We start from the raw sequence: 19,169 nt of genomic DNA, 5'->3' as shown, positions 1-19,169 counted from the left end.
GTTAGCGCTGCAACGACACCACCTTGCGATCCCTCTGCAGCGCCGCCAGAACGGTTCCGACGATCCCTTCGGCATCGACGCCGGCGTCGCGGTACATCTCTGCCGGGGCGGCCTGATCAATGAACCGGTCCGGCAGGCACAGCGTGCGCACCCGGCACCCGTGGTCGAGCAATCCGTGCGCTGCCATGTCCTGCAGCACCATGGCACCAAATCCGCCTCTCGCGCCTTGCTCCACCGTCACAAGCGCGCCGTGCGATTGCGCCAACCGCCCGATCAGTTTCATGTCCAGCGGCTTGGCAAAGCGCGCATCTGCGATGGTCACGCTGATGCCTTCCGCCGCCAGCAGGGTCGCAGCCGCTTCACACTCGCCCAGATGGGTACCCAGCGACAGCAGGGCAACGTCGCCCTCCCCCTCGCGGATCATGCGGCCCTTGCCGATCTCCAGCACCTCGCCAACCTCGGGCAAGGCAACACCCGTCCCGTTACCCCGCGGATAACGGAAGGCAATCGGGCCAGCGTCATGCGCGGCAGCCGTGGTGACCATATGCACCAACTCCGCCTCATCGGCTGCGGCCATCACCACCATGCCTGGCAGCGCGCCCAGATAGCCGATGTCGAACGCCCCCGCATGGGTTGCGCCATCGGCACCGACCAGCCCGGCACGGTCTATCGCAAAGCGCACCGGCAGACCTTGCAAGGCCACGTCATGCACAACCTGATCATACCCGCGCTGCAGGAAAGTTGAATAGATGGCGCAGAAAGGTTTCAGACCGCTCGCCGCCATCCCGGCGGCAAAGGTGACCCCATGCTGCTCGGCGATGCCCACGTCGAACACCCGGCCCGGGAAACGTTTCGCCATGCGGTCCACGCCGGTCCCGCTTGGCATCGCGGCGGTGACGGCGACAACCCGCGGATCGCGCGCCGCAGCCTCTGTCAGCGCATCGCCGAAAACGGCCGTGTAGGAGGGCGCGTTGGCCTTGGCTTTGGATTGCACACCGGTGCCCACATCGAACTTGCTGACCCCGTGATACTTGTCGGCGGAGCCTTCGGCGGGTGCATAGCCTTTGCCCTTGACCGTGCAGCAGTGGATCAGTACCGGCCCGGTTGCACGCGTCTTGGCCGCACGCAAAACGCTCAGCAACTGGCCCATGTCATGCCCGTCGATGGGGCCGATGTAGTCAAAGCCCAGCTCTTCGAAAAACGTGCCTCGGCTTTCCAGCCCGGTGACCATCTCACGTGCTCGCCGCGCGCCTTCGCGCACCGGACGTGGCGCCAATTGCTCCATCCCTTCGGCCACGGCGACCAGGCCCCCGAACGGCCCCTTGCGGGTGAGGTCCGACAGCGACGACAGGTAAGACGACATCGCCCCCACAGGCGGGGCAATCGACATCTCGTTATCGTTGAGGATCACAAAAAGCCTGCGCCCTTCGGCACCGGCGTTGTTCAGCGCCTCATAGGCCATGCCCGCGCTGATGGAGCCGTCACCGATCACCGCAATCGCGTCGCCCGTGGGCAGGCCCATGTCGCGACCGATGGTGAACCCGAGGGCTGCGGAAATCGACGTGCTGGAATGGGCCGCACCAAAGGGGTCGTAGTCGGACTCGCTGCGCTTGGTGAACCCCGAAAGCCCGCCGCCCTGCCGCAACGTATGCATGCGGTCGCGCCTGCCGGTGAGGATTTTATGCGGGTAGCATTGGTGGCCCACGTCCCAGATCAACTTGTCACGGGGCGTGTCGAAAACCGAATGGAGAGCCACGCTCAACTCGACGACGCCGAGAGAGGAGCCCAAATGCCCCCCCGTCTGGCTGACGGCATCGATGACCTCCGCGCGCAATTCATCCGCCAGCTGTCGCAGATCACGGTCCGGCATCTGGCGCAGGTCTGACGGGCCGGCGACGCGGTCGAGTGTCGGGGTTGCGGGTTTGGTCATGCGCACATCTCCGTTTCTGTGACGGGTGGCGGGCTCTTGCCAAAGCCGGGCTGCCGCCCTTCAGGAAAAGATAGGCGTCGCATCCGGGTTGAACCGGTTGCGACGCCAGGTTCCTGTAGCCAACAGGAAGGGAACCGGGGTGCCGAAGGACCCCGTTGCCCGGACCCAGGAAGCCAAGGGTCCGTGCACGGCTGTGCCATCGGGCAGCGCCTAGCTAGACGCCGCCCGATGGCTCATTCATAGACCGGCGCCTCTGTCGTCGCGAGCTCGGGCCAGTCTGCAATCACGTTCATCCCCTGCATCGGGCGCTGATAGCCCTTGTGACAGGTTTTGCAGGCCGCTTTCGGCGCATCGGCAAAGATCGGACCAAGGCGCTCGGGCGGGTAGGTATCCTGCAGCGGAACGAGGTAGTCGGTGTTCAGCTCCTGCACCATCAGGATGCCGAGGGAGGCGGTGCCCCACTGTGGCGTGTTCTGCGAACCATCATAAAACGCGCGGCTGTTGTGGCAGAAAACACAGTTCACACCGAGGCTGTTGGAGAAGTAATTCATCAGCGAATAGGTGCGTTCGGTGTCCTGGATGGAGGCATAGCCATCCACGCCCGCCACCCCGGCTTCGCGGCTTTCCAGCGAATGCACGGCGATGGTTTCGCCCTCCAGCAGGTATTTCTCCAGCGCATCGGACGGCAGAGACGTGGACTGGCTCAGCGATGTGGCCTGGTTCTGATTGGCCGACCAGCCCGCCGCAGAGGCGTTGACTGGCGAGACCTTGAACCAGATGTCCGAGGGTACGTTTTCGCCCCGGTGACAGGTGTAGCAATTCACGCCCACCTCGGCGACCGCGTTCACGTGACCATCCCAGTCCTCGTTGATCGCCTGCGTCATCTGGATCATCCGGCGGGACACAACCTTGGTATAGAGCGTGTCTTCACCATAGGTCTCCAGATCACCATCCCCGTGGCAGTAGGCGCAGCCCTGCTCGGGCGACACCCACTGCGTGATGGCGTTCATCACACGGTTGAAGTTGTCCTCCGTCAGATCGCCCAGCACCTGCACGTTTTCATAGATGTCGCGGGCAAGATCTTCACCACCTTCGGGCACATAGGGCTCTTCGGTGTAGTAGTCCTCGATCGTCGGGTCCGCCGCCAGGCGCACCACGTTGAACTCGGGCACCGACATGCCCGTGCCCCGAGGTCCCGTCTGCAGGCTGGAGGTCTGCGCCGGATTGCCCCAGCTGACCACCATCGCAGCGATGAACACCGCAGCCCCGGCCACGCCGACCAGGATCGCCGGGCCAAAGATATTGGTCGGGTTATCCTGATTCCATTTGTTGAACCACTTGGGCAGCATGATCAGTTCTCCTTCCCGATAAAGGCTTCGTAGGAGCCGTAGTCAGCGTATCCGTAGGAGCCGTCATACATTGGCGCGAAGTTGTGTTCCTGCGCCCAGATGAACCAGTTGTCGACCACCGTGCCGGTGAGCAGGATGCCGATGCCGCCGGTGATCGGGGTCAGCACGGCGAACCACCACGCCCAGCGGTGGATGCCCTCCATCGTGGCGTTGAAGCCCATGGTCCAGCGCCAGAAAAGCGCAGCGCGTTCGGTGGCGGTCCCGCGGTCGTAGATCTGTTCCAGCTCTCGGTCGCCGCCATAGCGGGTGACGGCAAGGATCGTGCCGCCGTGCATGCAGAAGAGCAGGACCGAGCCATAGAGGAAGACGATGCTCAGGCAGTGGAACGGGTTGTAATAGAGGTTGCCGTAGCGGATCGAAAACGCCGTGGTCCAGTCAAGGTGCGGGAAGATACCGTAAGGCACCGCCTCGCTCCACGAGCCCATCAGGATCGGGCGGAAGAGGCCCAGCACCAGGAACAGCCAGACGGCAGCGGCAAAGCCCCAGAAGATGTGTTTGCCCATCTTGTGCTGTTCGGCCAGAAGATACGCCCTCAGCAGCCATGTCATCACCGAGACCAGCAAAAAGAAGCTGGCGATGATGTACCAGCCACCATCGTTCAGCGGCGGCATGGTCAGCCCGTATTCAGGCGAGGGCGGCTCCAGCGCCAGCCAGAAGAGCTGCCGGATGAACTGCGGGATCGACCAGCCGACCTGCGCCAGCATGTTGAACCCCACGATGAAGAACCACGCAAGACCGGTGCCAAAGGCCACCATGCTGGTCCAGCCCCAGTAGTAGGGACCGATCTGGCCATTGCCGAAAAGCCCGGCAAGCGTGCTGAAGAAGGGTTTGCCGACCCGCTCTTCCATCATGTTGTTGCCGGTATCGTCCATGCCCCATTCGGGCGTGCCCTGGACCTGCACCTGCGTGAAGATGTTCTGATATTCAGGATAAGCCATGATCACATCCCTCCCACGGCGATGGGGTCACCCCAGATCGGCAGATCGAGCCACCAGTTCCACCACTCGGGCCAACCGGCCGTCCAGACCGGGCCGGAGATGATGATGCAGACGGCGGAGAAGAAGACGGCGTTGATCGCCAGCAGGTATCCCAGGCGATGGATGCCCAGCGTGCCGATGGAGTAGCCGATGAAATCGCGAAAGAACGTATCCTCGTGATCCGGTGTCTTGGCCTCTTCGCCCTTTTCGGGGTTGGCCGCCGACAGGATCAACCCACCATGCAGCGCCAAGGCCAGCGTGGTCGTGAAGAAGAGCGTCACGGCCAGCATATGCGCCGGGTTGTAGTGGAAGTGCAGATAGGCGTAGCCGGTGTTGCTGACCCAGTCGAGGTGGCTGAAAATCCCGTAGGGAAACCCATGCCCCCAGGCCCCCATCAGCAGCGGGCGGAAGATGACCAGCGTCACATAGGCGAGGATCGCAAAGCCAAAGCCGACGGGCACATGATAGCCCATGCCAAGCTTGCGGCAGATCTCCACCTCGCGCAGCGCCCAGGAGATGAAGGCCCCCGTCGCGCAGATCGTGATGATCTGCCACAGACCGCCTTCCATCAAGGGCGCCAGGCCAAGCCCGTAGCTCAGGTCCGGCGGGGCGATGTTGATCAGCCAGGGGTTGAAGGTTCCCTGCTGGCTGGCACCCCAGAAAATCAGAATGGTTCCCAAGAGAGCGAAGAAGACCGTCGTGACCCCGAAGAAGCCCACGTAAAAAGGCCCCACCCAGAAGTCGAACAGATCGCCCCCGATCAGCGTCCCTCCGCGGACGCGATATTTTCTTTCGAAGCTGAGCAACGCCATCTTCATTCTCCGCGTGTGTGCGGCACGCCTCGGTCAAGGCGGAGGCCGTCAGATTGTTATGTCCTTGGTTCGCTGCGGGCAGAGGCGCACACTCAGGCCGCCCGCAGCATTCTTTTCGCTATCAGTTGATCAAAAGCACGCCTTGCCGCGCGCCCAAGATTTACTGACCACCTGCGGCAGCTGCCGCCTCGAACCAGTTCAGGCCACTGCTGAGCACCACCAGGTGGATCATCGCAGCCAACAGGAAAAGGAAGACGCCCTGTGCCACGAAAACGCGGCGAGGGTCGAAGATGAGCCAGATCTTGTAGAACTTTGCCATATCCATCTCTCCTTATCCGAACCAGGGACGCCAGATGTAAGTCGCCAGATGTGCGACCACAGCCACCGCCGAGAACAGCCAGAGACCGCTCATGTAGACGGAATGCAGTTCCTGCGCCTGTTCGTCTGTGAGACCTGTAAAGGACAGGTCGGTATTATCAGCCATAAATATTCCTCCGGAACGTTATGCTGACGCCGCGCACCCCGCGGCCGGGTCCTTTGGGGGATATCCCCCTCGGGGGTCTGTTCACCTTGTTGAGAGGCGGACAGTCTTGGAACTCGACAGGCGCACAACAATCGAGCAGTCGGGTCGCGCCGCCGGTCTTGCCAGCCAGTGCAGCGCGAGGTCGTTCAGGCCGAAAAGATCATCGGCGTGATGATCCGCGCCTGGCTCCAGGCACGGGCCATCGGGCCCTTCTCGGTAAAGCTGCGGCTGCGGATCGCCGAAAGCGCCCAGGTCAGGGTCGCCAGCGGCAGCGTCGCCACGAAGATGATCGCGAAATAGACCATGAATTCGGTCTTCTCAGTCTTCCGTCGGGCCTCGCGCGGGGCATCCGCCGTCGCCTCCAACATGTCGGATGTCATGTCACTCATGTCTGATCCTCCCGGGTCATGCCGGCCATAGCCGGGTCCAGCGCACGGATGGTGTCGAGCACCACCCGTTCATCTCCAGCGGCAAGTGCCGCCGCCTCTGCTGCATCGCGCAAGGTTTTTGCAGCTGAAATTCTTGTGAGTATCGGATGCGTTTCCACAATCCGGTCGAGCATCGCCTGTGCATCCGCATCCCAGGGAAAATCGCGGCGCAGCGGTGTCAGGGTGGCATCCGTGGCATCCATCTCCGTGCCAAGCGGCAGGATGTGGAAGAGCGCATCAAAGAGCCCGTTGCAGATTTCCTGAATAAGGTAGGTCGCGCCCGCATAGCCCATAAACGGCGTGCCGGTGTGCCTGCGGATCGCAGCCCCCGGAAAGCTCGCCGGAATGAACGTCGGGCTCGGCCCGTGCCCGCCCTTGAGCTCAGCCAGGTACATCTTCTCGTTGATCGACCCCATGACGATCAGGGGCCGCTTCTGCCCCATCAAGGCGCGCACTTCTTCGTTGTTGGTTTTCTGCCCGGCCACCCGCGCCACGGCAAAGGCGCAGGGCAGCCCCATGTCACCCTCAAGGAACAGCCGGATGCCCCGCGCGTAGGTCTCATTGGCCACAATGGCAAAGCTCGCCGTGGCAAAGAAATCCTGAGTGACAGACCGCCACAGATCCCAGACCGGTTTGATCGTGGAATGCTTCTCGGTCGTGATAAAAGGTTCGGGGTCGAGGCCCACCAGGTTCCCCAGTGCGCGCAGGAACTTGGTCGTGCTCTCGACCCCTATCGGGGCTTGTAGATACGGCTTGGCAAGAAGCTCGCTCAACCCGCGCCCGAACTCGCGGTACATGCAGATGTTCACATCGGCATTTACCAGATCTCTCATTTCAGCCACATGCGCGCCCAGAGGCAGCACCATATTGACCTCACAGCCGATCCCCTCGACGAGGCGGCGAATTTCCGCCAAATCCGACGGCATGTTGAAGGTGCCATACATCGGCCCAAGGATATTCACGCGCGGCTTGGCGCCCTCTTCGCGTTTCTTCTCCGGTGGCATCCGACCCTTGGTCATGCCGAACTCGGTGAAGATCCAGGTCATCGCCCGGTCGGCGGCCTCCCACTGATCCTCATCAATGGTGCGCGGCAAAAAACGCTGAATATTCGTGCCCTGCGGTGTGACACCCCCACCGATCATCTCGGCGATGGACCCTGTCACCACCACGGCGGGCAGCGCCGGGTCCAGCGTATCCCATGCCCGCTTCATCGACTCTTCGGTGCCCGCGCCCATCTCGCCTTCGCCCAGACCCGTCACAACAATCGGCAACTCATGTGGCGGCAAGGCGTCGGTGTAATGCAGCACGGAGGTCACCGGCAGGTTCTCACAGCCCACCGGGCCGTCGATCACCACCTGCAACCCCTTCACGGCGCAGAAGGCATAAACCGCCCCCCAGTATCCCCCCGCCCGATCATGATCCGTCACCAGCATCAGCAGAGACCCCCCAGCTTCTTCTGGCCAAAAATATCCCGGGGGAGCGCGCAGCGCGGGGGCAGAGCCCCGTCAACAAAAACAACCTGGGTGCGCACGCAGGTTTCTGGCGAAACCCGCTGCCGCGCACGCGGCGCATAATATGTATTTTGCACCGTTATCATATCATCTGCGCCGCTTTGGCCGCCCGTGCGGCCTTGTCCAGCTTCTTCTGATGCTGCACCCGGAAGTCAGGCCGCAGGTTCGGCACACCCTCCCAGACACCCGCAGTGTCGCCTGCGCCGACATCTTCAAAAAACGCCTTCATCCGGCCCATGCGATCCTTGTTGCCGATGGCCGCATTGATCACCTCCGCCAGTGATCCGGCCCCCGCAACGCCCATGAGAGGCCGCGCAGAAATCAGATTGGTGAAGTAGAGACCGGGAATGCCCAGCTCCTTGGCTTTCTGAACCACCGGCGTGGTCCCAATGGCCAGATCAGGCTGGATGGCCTCCATCGCTGCACAATCATCCTCCAGCGAGGCGCGGTATTTAACCGTGACCCCCTTCGCCGCCAGCCACTCTGCGTCCGCCGCCGACCAGGGTGACTTGGCGCAGGCCGTGCCCACATAAGGCACCTCCGCCCCGCTCTCGATGAGCAAGCGTGCGACCAGCAACTCGGACCCTTCATAGCCCGAGAGCGTAATCCTGCCCGTGATGGGTGTCGCGGCCAGCGCGCCCCGGATCGTAGGTAAAACAGCGTTTTGCGCGGCAGCGATGTCAGCGGCAGAGACACCATGGGTCTCGCCAATGCTCTGCAACCAGCTGGCCGTACCGTCATACCCCACCGGCGCGGAGCCGACGACGGGCCGCCCGGCGGCTTTGAACTCCCGCACCGTATCCACATAGAACGGGTGGATCGCCGCGACGACCGCACAATCCAGAGCGGCATAAAGCTCGCGCCACTCGCGGCAGGGCAACACCGGCCCGGCAGCCAGCCCCATGGGCGCCAGCATCTGACCAATCATCATCGGATCGGCGGGAAACATCTCGCCCAAAAGCGCCACCGTTGGACGGGTGGATTTGCCACCCACGGGAGCCGCGACCGGACCTGCTTCGGCTTCCGCACGGGCGTAACTCAACATCGCACCCGCCAGCACATCCTTGGCCTCGGCATGGGTCGGCACGCCAAACCCCGGCACATCGATGCCGACGATCCGTACGCCGTTGATCTCATCGGGCAACAGCCGCAGCGGCACCCCGCTGGCCGTCGGCACACAGAGGTTCGTCACCACAATTGCATCATAATGATCCGGGTCCGCCAACTCATGTACGGACTCACGAATGTCTTCAAACAGCTTGCCGGTTACCAGCGTTTCGGAGTTGAAGGGCACATAGCCCACCGACCGCCGCGCGCCGTAGAAATGCGAAACAAACGTCAGCCCGTAAACACAGCAGGCCGATCCCGACAGCACCGTCGCCACCCGCTTCATCCGCAACCCGACCCGCAACGATCCAAAGGCAGGGCACATCGACTGCGGCTTGTCATGCGGACCCATCGGGTAGTCCGCCTTGAACTTGTCCAGCAATTCCGACTGCCCGGCCAGACGTGCCGCCTCGGCCATCTCAGCACCCGAATGGCACCCGGCGCCATCGGCAGGTGCCGCCTCCGCCACACGGGTGACGTCACCATGGGGATGACCCTTGATCACCTCCACCTCGGCGGCGTCATCATATGTGACTTCCTGTTTCATCTATCGACGGACCTGTGGGTCAGCGCGGGCAACTGCATGGACGCCATCAGCCGAATAGATTTCTCGATGATGTCGCGACTGACCTCACAGGCGGTCAATGACTTTCGGCCCGCGTTTGTGGCACGGTCCATCGCACGGCGGGTTTTTTCGATGCACTCAGGCTTCGTCATAAACGACCTCCAGCGACGGTTTGGGCGCGGCGTTCTTGCCGCGCATGTCCGCGTCAGAGGCAGGTTCGAGCACGATGTCACCACCGGTTTCAGAGGCATCAAAAAGCCCCAGCAGCCCGTCCTGGTCCAGCGGCACAGGGCGCACCGGCGGGGCCTCTGCCACGTTCTCGCCAAGTTGGGCAAAGAGATCGCCCCATTGCGAGGCCTGCGTGCCGACAATCTGGTAGTTCGCGGACTTCTTGCGCAGGTCATCGTCCTGCGGAATGGCCGCGAGAACCGGAATGTCGACGGCCTCGGCAAAGGCCGCAGCCTCGCCCGTGCCGTCATCCTTGTTGATCACGAGACCCGCGACACCGACATTACCGCCCAGCTTGCGGAAATACTCCACCGCCGAACAGACGTTGTTCGCCACGTAAAGCGACTGCAGATCGTTGCTGGCGACAAGGATCACCTTCTGCGCCATGTCCCGCGCGATCGGCAGACCGAAACCGCCGCAGACCACATCGCCGAGGAAATCGAGCAGCACATAGTCAAAATCCCAGTCATGAAACCCCAGCTTCTCCAAGAGCTCGAACCCGTGGATGATCCCGCGCCCGCCGCAGCCGCGCCCGACCTCGGGACCGCCCAGCTCCATCGCAAAGACGCCGCCGCGTTTGAAACAGACGTCGCCGATCTTGACCTCTTCGCCCGCCAGCTTCTTGGCAGTCGAGGTTTCGATGATCGTCGGGCAAGCCTTGCCACCAAAAAGCAGAGAGGTCGTATCAGATTTCGGGTCACACCCGATCAGCAGCACGCGCTTGCCCTGTTCGGCCATCATGTGGCTGAGATTGGCCAGCGTAAACGATTTGCCGATCCCGCCCTTGCCATAGATCGCAATGATCTGCGTTTTCGAGGTGGGTTCGCTCTGCGGCACTTCCAGCGTCGGCTCGGACGCCTCCTCGCGCAGGCGCTTGTCGAAATCCTTCAGGTCTGGCACGTCGCCCGCAGCCGGGGTCTTGGTGTCGATACCATCTTTCACGCCACGTCCTTCCAGTTCAAAATCATCTTCAGGCAATCCGCATCGGTGAAGGCCTGCCGGTAGGCCGACGGGGCCTGATCCGCACCCGTCTCATGGGTGATCAGCCCATCCAGGCTCAGCGTGCCGCTTTCCACCAGCGCGCGGGTGGCGGCCAGATCGTCATGGGTCCATTCGGCGGCAACCCGGAACCGCGCCTCCTTCATGAAGGCCGGAGGGAAATCAAACCGAATGGGTTCCTTATAAAAGCCTGCCAGCACGACCTCACCGCCCTTACCCAGAGCGGCCACCAGATCGTTCAGCACCTCCATGCTGCCCGAGGCATCATAGACGGACATGTAGTCGCGGCGCGTGTCGTCCTCGGGGGCGACAACCTCGTAGCCCATGGCCCCACCCCGCCGTGCCGGGTTGATCTCCCAGACGGTGGGCGCAGGTGCCCCGGCGGCGATCGTCAGGCGGGCCAGCAAGCGGCCCAGTACACCGTGACCCACGATCAGGTCGGGCACGGACTTGTTCAATCCGGCCATCGTGTGGCGCGCCGTGGCCGCCAGCGCCAGCAGCGCCCCCTGCGCGCCAAGGCCCGCATCGATTCGCGTCACACGATCTGCTGCGGTTACAATCCGGGAGGCGGCGCCGCCAAAAAGACCGAAAGCGCCGTCATAACAATTGGCGCCCGGGACAAAGACATGATCGCCGGGCCGGTACCCCGTCGCCGAGGCGGCTTCCACCACTTCGCCGACAGCCTCATAGCCCGGCACCAGTGGGTAACCCATGCCCGGAAAGGGCGGCATATCCCCTGTCCAGAAGAGCTTTTCCGTTCCTGTGGAAATGCCGGAATGCTGGATATCAACCACCAGATCCGCGGCCCCCGGCGGTGTGAGCGTCAGGGTATCTACGTCAAGATCGCGTGGACCTTTCAGGAGAACGGCGGTGGTTTCCAAATCTCTCTCCTCGCTGGCGTGATCGCTTTTGATCTCCGTCAAAGACTCATCCCGCAGCTCATGCTGTCACTGTCAGTTTAATCTTACATACCATTGTGTCAACTAAATTGGACAGTTGACCAAAGGCACTATCCCGGCTTGCGCGCCGTCAGCACCCGCGTGACGTAAGCCCGCGCCGGTTTCGGGCTGCGCATGTCCACAAATCCTGCTGTCGCACAAAGGTCGGATATCTCATCCGCCGAGCGTACGCGCCCGGTCTGCATCGCCAGCGTGTAGAAAGCGAAATATATGTCCCCCGCCGGATCAGGGGAGGCGCCCCCACCCATCGGCTCGGAAATGATCAGACGACCACTCGGCGGCAGCGCCGCGAAGGCCGCCGCCAGCAGGTTGCGCACGGTGTCATCAGAATGATCGTAAAGCACCCGGATCAAGGAAAGCGCATCTGCACCCAGCGGCAAAGGATCCTCCCGAAACGACCCGGCGTGGATGGTCACCCGGTCCCCCATACCCGCCGCATTGAGCCGCACCCGCGCCGCCGACACCACCTGCGGCAGATCGAAGAGCATCATCTGCAGCCCCGTGGCCTGTCGCCCGGCTGCCTCCAGAAAAGCGCCGGTGCCGCCGCCCACATCCAGCAAGCATTGCGTGTCTTTGAGCGAAACGGCGCGCAGCGTGTCCTCTGCCACCAACCGCTGGCTTTGCGCCATCAGGTCGGAATATGTCGCAGCCACGTCCGGATCAATGTCCCCGCGCGCGCCAAAGACGTAGGGCCAGAACTCCGATAGCTCGGTCTGCATTGGCCCCTGCAGCAAAGCAACCGGATCGGCCAGATCGGCGTAGAAAGCGCGGTGGTGACGGATCATCGCCTCCAGTCCCGGCACACCCATCAGCGCCGCCCCCTTGCGCGCCAACCGGTACGCCCCCTTGCGGTCCCGCTTGAGCAGGTCCAGCGCCGCGGCCGCTTGCAGCAGCACCCGCATCCGGTCCGCCGGAATGTCTGTTGCGCGTCCCAGCAGATCAGCACTTTGCGGCCCTGCGCGCAGACGTTTGAGAATGTCGAGCTCCACCAGCGCCATCAGCACCTGGCTTTGCACGAACCCCTGCACCACATCGAAAAGCAGCGCGCCATCCTTGCGCGCCTGCCTGCGGGTCAGGGGGAACTTGCTGGCCCAGCTTTGAAAGCCGGGGCGTGCGACCAGCCGGTTCAGCCAGCCACCACGCCAGCCCGGCATGTCGCCAGTGTTGTCAGACATTGCTGCGCGTGGCGGTCACATGCGGCGCGACGGGCGTCAGCCGCTCGGCATAGGTACGCACCATCTCGGCCAGTTGCGCCTCTCCCGGACAAGAGGGGATCGAGGCAATGGCCCCGCCCAGAATATCCTTCAGCCGCGAAATCGCGCCCTGCACGCCCAGCAGCGAGACTGCGTTGGGACGCCCGTGCAGATCGTCCTGACCGGCGGGCTTGCCCAGAGTTTCTTCATCGTAGAGCGCATCGCGTAAATCGTCGGCCACCTGGAACGCCTCGCCGATCCGCGCGCCCAGTTCAAACCAGGGCTCTGCCTCCTGACCGGCGGCCACCGCACCCATTTGCGTCGCCGCGATGAACAACGCCCCGGTCTTGGCCTGATGGTAGGCCGAGAGGTCAATCTCCGCCTCACTCTCCCACCCCTGCCCCGCGCAGATGCCGCCCGGCATGCCGGTGCGCTGTGCCAGCGTCATGATCATCTGCGCCACACGGTCCGGGGCGTGCGCCGACTGCCGCGCCAGCGTCTCGAAGGCCAGCACGATCAGGCTGTCCCCGGTCAGCACGGCCAGTGGTTCGGAATAGGCCTTGTGCACCGACGCCTTGCCCCGGCGCACATCCGCGTCATCGAAACAGGGCAGATCGTCATGCACGAGGCTGGCGCAATGGATCATCTCCAGCGCGGAGGCGGCGGCATCGGTCAGCCCGGGCTTGTCGTCCCCGCAGGCCATCGCCACGGATGTCAGGATGGTGGGCCTTATGCGTGCGCCCCCGGGCGCGGTCGCATATCCCAGCGCCGAGGCCAGCCGAGGCGGCACCGCGCCCCGCCCCTGCCCCACGGAAACTGCCGAGGAAATTGCCGCTTCGATTCGGGAGGTCATGCCCATGGGGGATCCTTTCATCGGCAGAGTGTCATATATTTCCGACACTAAAGTGTAAATCATACTGGACACATTGCCGCTGCGAGTCAACAATCCCCTATGGCTGTGAAAACCCCTTCCCTAAGACGCCCGCGCCCGGAGGTCATCGTGATCGGTGCGGGTATTGCCGGGCTGGCCACAGCGCTCAGGCTGGCCACGGGTGGCATGTCCGTCACGCTTCTGGAACGCCACAGCCACACCGGCGGCAAGATCAGGACCCTCCCCAGCGACGCCGGACCGGTGGACGCGGGCCCCACGGTGCTGACCCTGCGCCATGTCTTCGATGCGCTTTTTGCCTGCGCGGGCACGCGGCTCGACGATCATGTGACGCTGATCAAACAAGACATTCTAGCCCGACATTTCTGGTCCGACGGCAGCCGCCTTGATCTGCACGCCGATGCGGACGCCACCACGGCCGCCATCGCCGATTTCGCGGGCGGCAAGGCCGCTGACGACTTCCAGCGCTTCAACGCCAGCACCGCCCGGCTGTTCGCGGCCTTTGACGCGCCGATGATGCAGGCCCCCCGCCCCCGGATGGCAAAACTGATCCCGCATGTGCTGCGACAGCCCACGCTGATCCCCGCCATGACGCCGCTGTCAACGCTGGCGGCACGTCTGAAACGGCAGTTCAGCGATCCGCGTCTGGCGCAGCTTTTTGGCCGCTATGCCACCTATGTCGGCGGCGCGCCGCATCTCAGCCCGGCGATCCTGTCGCTGATCTGGCAGGCGGAATCCGCAGGTGTCTGGGTCGTCAAAGGGGGGATGCATGCGCTGACCGATGCCCTGACCCGGCTCGCATTGGACCGGGGCGTCCACGTGCGCCGCAACACCCATGTCGACCGGATCGATGTTATCGGCGGGGCGGTCACCGGCGTGGAAATCAACGGCGGTGAACAGCTGGACGCCGATACGATTGTCTATGCCGGGGATCCGCGCGCGCTGGCCACCGGCAGCATGGGTGCGGCTCTGACCTGCGTTGCACCGCAAACCGCCAGACTGCCCCGGTCCTTTTCGGCGCGCGTGCACAGCTTTGCCGCGATCCCCTCGGGGGTCGACCTCGCCCATCACAACGTCTTTTTTGCCGATGATCCCCGGTCGGAATTCGATGACCTGATGGCCGGAAAAATCCCCCGCGACCCGACGCTTTATCTCTGCGCCGAGGATCGCGGCCAGGACAGCCCCCCTTGCACACAGGAGCGCTTTGAGATCATCTCGAACGCGCCGGCCACCTCAACACTCACCCCTCCAACGGATTTGGACCTATGGCATCATCAGATCATGCAGAGGATGGCGGATATGGGCGTGACTATGTCGCCGACACCGACCGCCACAACGATCACGACACCGCAGCATTTCGCCGAGATGTTCCCCGAAACGCAGGGCGCGCTTTACGGGCAAACGCCGCACGGGCTGACCGCTGCGCTGCAACGACCCACGGCGCAGACACCGATCCGGGGGCTGTGGCTGGCGGGCGGCGGAACCCATCCGGGCGCGGGCCTGCCGATGGCCACCCTCTCCGCCCGGCACGCGGCCGAGGCGATCTTGCGCGGCCGAACTTCGACATCAAAGTCGGGCCAAACGGCTATGCGTGGTGGTATATCGACGGCCTGAGCGATTGCGGCACGCGCGCGGTCTCCGTGATCGGGTTCATCGGGTCGGTCTTCTCGCCCTGGTACCGCTGGTCCGGGCGCAAGAACCCGGAGAACCACGTCTGCATCAACGTGGCGACCTATGGTCCGGGCGGGCGCTTTGCGATGACGGATCGCGGGTCCTCTGCCCTGCGCCAGACCGCCTCGCGGCTTGAGGTCGGCCCCTCCATGATGCGCTGGAATGGGGCGCAGCTGATCATCGACATCGACGAGGTCTCCGGGCCGCCGCTCATCAACCGCCTGCGCGGGCAGATCCGCGTGACCCCCTCTGCGCTGACATCTGTGGAACTGCCGCTGACCGAGGATGGCGCGCATATCTGGCGCCCCTTTGCGCCAAAATCACGTATCGAGGTCGCCATCGACCGACCGGGCTGGCAGTGGGAGGGCGAAGGATATTTCGACGCTAATTTCGGCACCCGCGCCCTCGAAGAGGATTTCAGCTATTGGACATGGGGTCGGTTTCCGACCGGCGATGGGGCCACGTGCTTTTACGACGCCACCCGGCTGGATGGCTCACAGCTCGCGGCAGGGTTCCATTTTGACGAAGACGGGCACGGCACGGCAATCTCCTTGCCCCCCAAGACCCGCCTGCCCCGCAGCCTCTGGGCGGTAAAGCGCGACACCCGGTCCGATCCGGGACCAGCACCCAGACAAAAGCTCGGCATGCTGGACGCGCCCTTCTACACACGCTCGGCCGTGGAAATTCAACTGGGCAAGGAACGCGTCACCGGCGTGCACGAAGCGCTGGACCTGCGGCGCTTTCGAAGCCCGTTGATCAAACCGATGCTGGCCGTGCGGGTGCCCCGCCGTCGGCACTGGAGTTTTAACTAGCCTTTAAGACGGCACCGGCGGCGGGTGGCGCGCGACCTCGGGGTTCAACCGCCAGACGCCCGCGTTCAGCGCCGCTGCGATGCTCACCCAGATCAGGTAGGGCACGAACAGCAGGGCTGCGATCACATCCAGTGACCACATCGCCAGAATCCCGCAGAGCACCGACAGCCAGAGCAGTGAGACAATCGCCATACCGAGGCGTATGTTTTTGAGGCCAAAGAAGACCGGCGTCCACAGCCCATTGAACGCGATCTGCAGCGCCCAGAAGGCCATGGCAACCCCGTTGTTTTCCAGCATCGCAACCCGCGCCCCGGCAGTCGCGATACAGATGTAAAGCACCATCCATGTGACCGGGAACACCCAATCGGGCGGGGTGAACCAGGGCTTGTCGAGGCTGCGGTACCAGGGACCGGGCGCAAACAGCCCGCCGGTGACGCCTGCCGCCAAACAGGCCGCGAAAAAGATGCAGAAGAGGAACCAGAACATGCGCCTAGGTAAGACCAGTCCTGCGACCGGTCAAGCGCTCACGTTGCGCCTGCCTGCGCGCCTCCAGCGTTGCCAGCACCGAAATCAGCGTATCACTGCGCGATGTCGCAGTCGTGTTGCGCGCCGCCGCCGAGACCAGAAACTGCACCTCGGGCAGCGGTTTGGCATAAAGCACCGGGGATCGCGGCATCACCAGACCCGCCGCAGTCAGGAGCATCGACTGCCCCAGCCAGCCGATTTTCTGTGCCTTGCTCGTACGCGCCCGGGCCGAGATGGAATCGTACCCCATCGCCGTCAGCTGGCCACCGATGCCCGCATAGATGAATCGCGCCGCATAAATCCCCGGGCGGCAGCCGCGGGGCAAGGCCCCGACCCCGGCCTCCGAGCGCATGTAAAGCCGGTTCGCCTCCATCACCAAACGTTTGACCATCTTGCGCAGGGCCTTGGTGGGTTTCGGGTTGGCAAGGAAACCCTCGACGTCCATGCCCGCCTCGTCCAGCCAGTCGAGCGGCAGATAGATACGGTTTTCCAAGGCATCCTCGCCCACGTCCCGCGCGATATTGGTCAGCTGCATCGCCACGCCCAGATCGCAGGCCCGCGCCAGCGCATCCGCATCCCGCACGCCCATCAGCACACACATCATCGCCCCCACGGCGGAGGCAACCCGGGCGGAATAGGACCGCACGTCGGAAAGCGTGTGATATCGGCGCCCCTCCGCGTCCCACGCGAGCCCTTCCAGCAGGGCATCGGGCAGCGCGCGGGGCATCTGAAAATCCTCGACAATCGCAGCAAAGGCCCGGTCTGGCGCCGCATTCTGCGGCTGACCCGCATAAACCGCATCCAGCCGGTCGCGCAGCCGCAACACCGCCTCCACCTTCTCAGCCTTCAGATCGACCTCGTCATCCGCCAACCGGCAAAAAGCATAAAGCGCCAGCGCCGGGTCACGGACGCGCGCGGGCAGCAGACGGGACGCAGCATGAAAGGACAGCGATCCATGCCGGATCGCCTCGCGGCAGTGGTCAAGATCAGCAGGCGCTATCACTGGGCATCCTCCCTAGCATCCTCATCGGACCGGCGCCGCATCCGGCACCAGAGTGCTCAATACTTCAGCCGTGGAAATCACCCCCGGCACCCCTGCCCCGGGATGCGTGCCCGCGCCCACCAGATAGAGACCCTTCGCCTCTTCGGAGACGTTATGCGGGCGAAACCACGCGCTTTGCAGAATGCGCGGCTCGATGGAAAACCCCGCGCCAAAGGGGCTGAGGTAGCGGTCGCGAAAAGTCTCGGGCGTGAACACAACTTCGGTGCTGACCTTTTCGCCCAGCCCCGGCAGCAGCTGATCCTCCAGCACCTTGAGCATCTTCGCTTTATAGCGCGGCTCTTCCTCCGCCCAATCGACACCGTTGTCATGGCCCAGATGCGGCACCGGGCTAAGCACATAGAAACTGTCATCACCCTCGGGCGCCACGGACGGGTCCGTCACCGACGGGCGGTGCACGTAAAGGCTCATATCATCGCAGAGCTTGCCCTTGATGAAGATATCCCTGAGCAGCCCGGTATAGCGCGGCCCGTTCAGGATGGTGTGGTGACCTACATCCGGCCACTGACCCGCAGTGCCTCTGGTGCCGAAATACCAGACAAACAGGCTCATCGAATAGCGCGTCCGCGCCAGACGTTTCGGCGTCCAGCGGCGTTTTTTGTGATTGCGCAGCAGCCTGTTGTAAGTGTGACCCGAATCCGCATTGGAAACGACCACATCGGCGCCCATTTCCAGACCGGAGGCCAGCCGCACGCCGGTCACGGCACCGTCGCGCACCACGATCTCATCCACCTCCGTCTCCATCAGCAGCGTGCCGCCCTGATCCTCAATCACATCCGCCATGGCGCGTGCCATGCCCGCCAGACCGCCCATGGCATAATGCACCCCGAATTCCTTTTCGAGATAGGCCACGAGGATATACATCGACGTGACATGCATCGGGTCACCGCCAATGAACAGCGGATGGAAACTCAGCGCCATGCGCAGTTTCTCATCCTTCACGCGCCGCGCCGCATGGGCGTAAACCGACCGATCCGCGCGCAGCATCGCAAAGGTGGGCAGCACCTTGAGCAGTTCCCAGAGCTGATGCATCGACCGGCGGCCCAGATCCTCGAACCCGAACCAGTAGCGCGCGGCACTGTCTTTCAGAAAACGGTCGAACCCGGCAACATCATGGGACGCAAGCTTTGCCACCTCGGCGCGCAGTTTGTCGGTGTTCTGCTGCGCGACGAACGTCGTGCCGTCCGGCCAGCGGATTTCGTAAAAGGGATCGAGCGATGTCAGCGTCACATCCGCATCGAAATCCCGCCCACAGGCCGCCCAAAGATCACGATAAAGCTGCGGCACGGTCACGATTGTTGGGCCCAGATCGAACCGATGTCCGTCCTGCCATATGGCCGACCCCCGCCCGCCGGGCACATCTAGTTTGTCGATCACCGTGACCCGGTAGCCCTTTGCCCCCAGCCGCATCGCCGCCGCCAGCCCGCCCAGGCCCGCACCGATCACAATCGCCCGGTTTCGTCCCGCCGTGGCGGCCTCAGCAGATTCGATGGGATCAACACGTGTCATCACATTCATACAGTAGATGTGTCTAGTTAACTTGACAATTGCGTTCTTCCAATTCGCGCTTT

19 protein-coding genes are annotated in these 19,169 nt (G+C 63.4%); 2 read left to right on the top strand and 17 right to left on the bottom strand.

All coding sequences use genetic code 11. From position 1 onward, the window contains the following. Position 1 precedes the first annotated feature (1 nt). From dxs to ISX84_RS19810, 14 genes are all read right to left on the bottom strand, one after another. On the bottom strand, positions 2-1,930 hold the full coding sequence (gene dxs / locus ISX84_RS19875) for a 1-deoxy-D-xylulose-5-phosphate synthase (protein ID WP_195822150.1): 1,929 nt from the start codon (positions 1,928-1,930) through the stop codon (positions 2-4). Between the two features lie 233 nt (positions 1,931-2,163). Continuing rightward, positions 2,164-3,279, bottom strand: coding sequence for a photosynthetic reaction center cytochrome PufC (gene pufC, locus ISX84_RS19870; protein ID WP_195822149.1), 1,116 nt, complete (start codon positions 3,277-3,279; stop codon positions 2,164-2,166). A 2-nt stretch (positions 3,280-3,281) separates the two neighbouring features. After that, positions 3,282-4,277 (bottom strand): photosynthetic reaction center subunit M, encoded by a 996-nt coding sequence (gene pufM / locus ISX84_RS19865; protein WP_195822148.1) that lies wholly within the window; start codon positions 4,275-4,277, stop codon positions 3,282-3,284. 2 nt (positions 4,278-4,279) lie between these two features. Beyond that, the gene (gene pufL, locus ISX84_RS19860; protein ID WP_195822147.1) at positions 4,280-5,128 is read right to left on the bottom strand and encodes a photosynthetic reaction center subunit L; all 849 of its coding nucleotides are present in this window, start codon (positions 5,126-5,128) and stop codon (positions 4,280-4,282) included. A gap of 160 nt (positions 5,129-5,288) precedes the next feature. Further along, complete coding sequence (gene pufA / locus ISX84_RS19855; RefSeq protein WP_013984575.1) at positions 5,289-5,447, bottom strand: light-harvesting antenna LH1, alpha subunit; 159 nt, start codon at positions 5,445-5,447, stop codon at positions 5,289-5,291. Positions 5,448-5,459: 12 nt separating this feature from the next. Beyond that, complete coding sequence (gene pufB, locus ISX84_RS19850; RefSeq protein WP_195822146.1) at positions 5,460-5,612, bottom strand: light-harvesting antenna LH1, beta subunit; 153 nt, start codon at positions 5,610-5,612, stop codon at positions 5,460-5,462. Between the two features lie 185 nt (positions 5,613-5,797). After that, positions 5,798-6,040, bottom strand: a complete 243-nt coding sequence (gene pufQ / locus ISX84_RS19845) for a cytochrome PufQ (RefSeq protein ID WP_326838775.1) — start codon at positions 6,038-6,040, stop codon at positions 5,798-5,800. Further along, positions 6,037-7,512: a chlorophyllide a reductase subunit Z gene (bchZ, locus tag ISX84_RS19840; protein ID WP_195822145.1), complete on the bottom strand. Its 1,476-nt coding sequence runs from the start codon at positions 7,510-7,512 to the stop codon at positions 6,037-6,039. Before bchZ ends, pufQ begins: the two co-directional genes overlap by 4 nt. Positions 7,513-7,672: 160 nt before the next feature. Next, positions 7,673-9,244 (bottom strand): chlorophyllide a reductase subunit Y, encoded by a 1,572-nt coding sequence (bchY, locus tag ISX84_RS19835; protein WP_195822144.1) that lies wholly within the window; start codon positions 9,242-9,244, stop codon positions 7,673-7,675. Continuing rightward, the gene (locus tag ISX84_RS19830; protein ID WP_195822143.1) at positions 9,241-9,414 is read right to left on the bottom strand and encodes a hypothetical protein; all 174 of its coding nucleotides are present in this window, start codon (positions 9,412-9,414) and stop codon (positions 9,241-9,243) included. Before ISX84_RS19830 ends, bchY begins: the two co-directional genes overlap by 4 nt. Beyond that, positions 9,401-10,420 carry a chlorophyllide a reductase iron protein subunit X gene (locus tag ISX84_RS19825; protein ID WP_195822205.1) on the bottom strand — a complete coding sequence of 340 codons (1,020 nt, stop codon included), beginning with the start codon at positions 10,418-10,420 and terminating at the stop codon, positions 9,401-9,403. The genes ISX84_RS19830 and ISX84_RS19825 overlap by 14 nt, the downstream gene beginning before the upstream one ends. Positions 10,421-10,428: 8 nt before the next feature. Continuing rightward, positions 10,429-11,370 carry a chlorophyll synthesis pathway protein BchC gene (gene bchC / locus ISX84_RS19820; protein WP_195822206.1) on the bottom strand — a complete coding sequence of 314 codons (942 nt, stop codon included), beginning with the start codon at positions 11,368-11,370 and terminating at the stop codon, positions 10,429-10,431. Between the two features lie 128 nt (positions 11,371-11,498). Continuing rightward, the gene (locus ISX84_RS19815) at positions 11,499-12,623 is read right to left on the bottom strand and encodes a methyltransferase (protein WP_442800632.1); all 1,125 of its coding nucleotides are present in this window, start codon (positions 12,621-12,623) and stop codon (positions 11,499-11,501) included. Continuing rightward, complete coding sequence (locus ISX84_RS19810) at positions 12,616-13,500, bottom strand: polyprenyl synthetase family protein (RefSeq protein ID WP_195822203.1); 885 nt, start codon at positions 13,498-13,500, stop codon at positions 12,616-12,618. Before ISX84_RS19810 ends, ISX84_RS19815 begins: the two co-directional genes overlap by 8 nt. A 93-nt stretch (positions 13,501-13,593) precedes the next feature. Between ISX84_RS19810 and crtD the strand changes: the two genes are divergently transcribed. Together crtD and crtC are read left to right on the top strand one after the other, a co-directional pair. Then, complete coding sequence (gene crtD / locus ISX84_RS19805) at positions 13,594-15,144, top strand: 1-hydroxycarotenoid 3,4-desaturase CrtD (RefSeq protein WP_195822142.1); 1,551 nt, start codon at positions 13,594-13,596, stop codon at positions 15,142-15,144. 26 nt (positions 15,145-15,170) lie between these two features. Continuing rightward, entirely contained in the window at positions 15,171-16,013 is an 843-nt protein-coding gene (gene crtC / locus ISX84_RS19800) for a carotenoid 1,2-hydratase (RefSeq protein ID WP_195822141.1), read from the top strand. Positions 16,014-16,016: 3 nt separating this feature from the next. Here the strand turns inward: crtC and tspO are convergent, their stop codons facing one another. The 3 genes from tspO to ISX84_RS19785 are packed head-to-tail and all read right to left on the bottom strand — an operon-like array spanning position 16,017 to position 19,107. Next, positions 16,017-16,499 carry a tryptophan-rich sensory protein TspO gene (gene tspO, locus ISX84_RS19795; protein WP_195822140.1) on the bottom strand — a complete coding sequence of 161 codons (483 nt, stop codon included), beginning with the start codon at positions 16,497-16,499 and terminating at the stop codon, positions 16,017-16,019. 4 nt (positions 16,500-16,503) lie between these two features. Continuing rightward, positions 16,504-17,541, bottom strand: coding sequence for a 15-cis-phytoene synthase (crtB, locus tag ISX84_RS19790; RefSeq protein ID WP_195822139.1), 1,038 nt, complete (start codon positions 17,539-17,541; stop codon positions 16,504-16,506). 21 nt (positions 17,542-17,562) lie between these two features. Further along, the gene (locus ISX84_RS19785) at positions 17,563-19,107 is read right to left on the bottom strand and encodes a phytoene desaturase (protein ID WP_195822138.1); all 1,545 of its coding nucleotides are present in this window, start codon (positions 19,105-19,107) and stop codon (positions 17,563-17,565) included. Positions 19,108-19,169: the final 62 nt, after the last annotated feature.

The sequence above is a fragment of the Roseobacter sp. MH60115 genome (genome assembly GCF_015644665.1).
Taxonomy (GTDB): Bacteria; Pseudomonadota; Alphaproteobacteria; order Rhodobacterales; family Rhodobacteraceae; genus Roseobacter.
The sequence above is the reverse complement of the archived record's forward strand: the minus strand, read 5'-3'. Positions and strand labels throughout refer to the sequence as shown.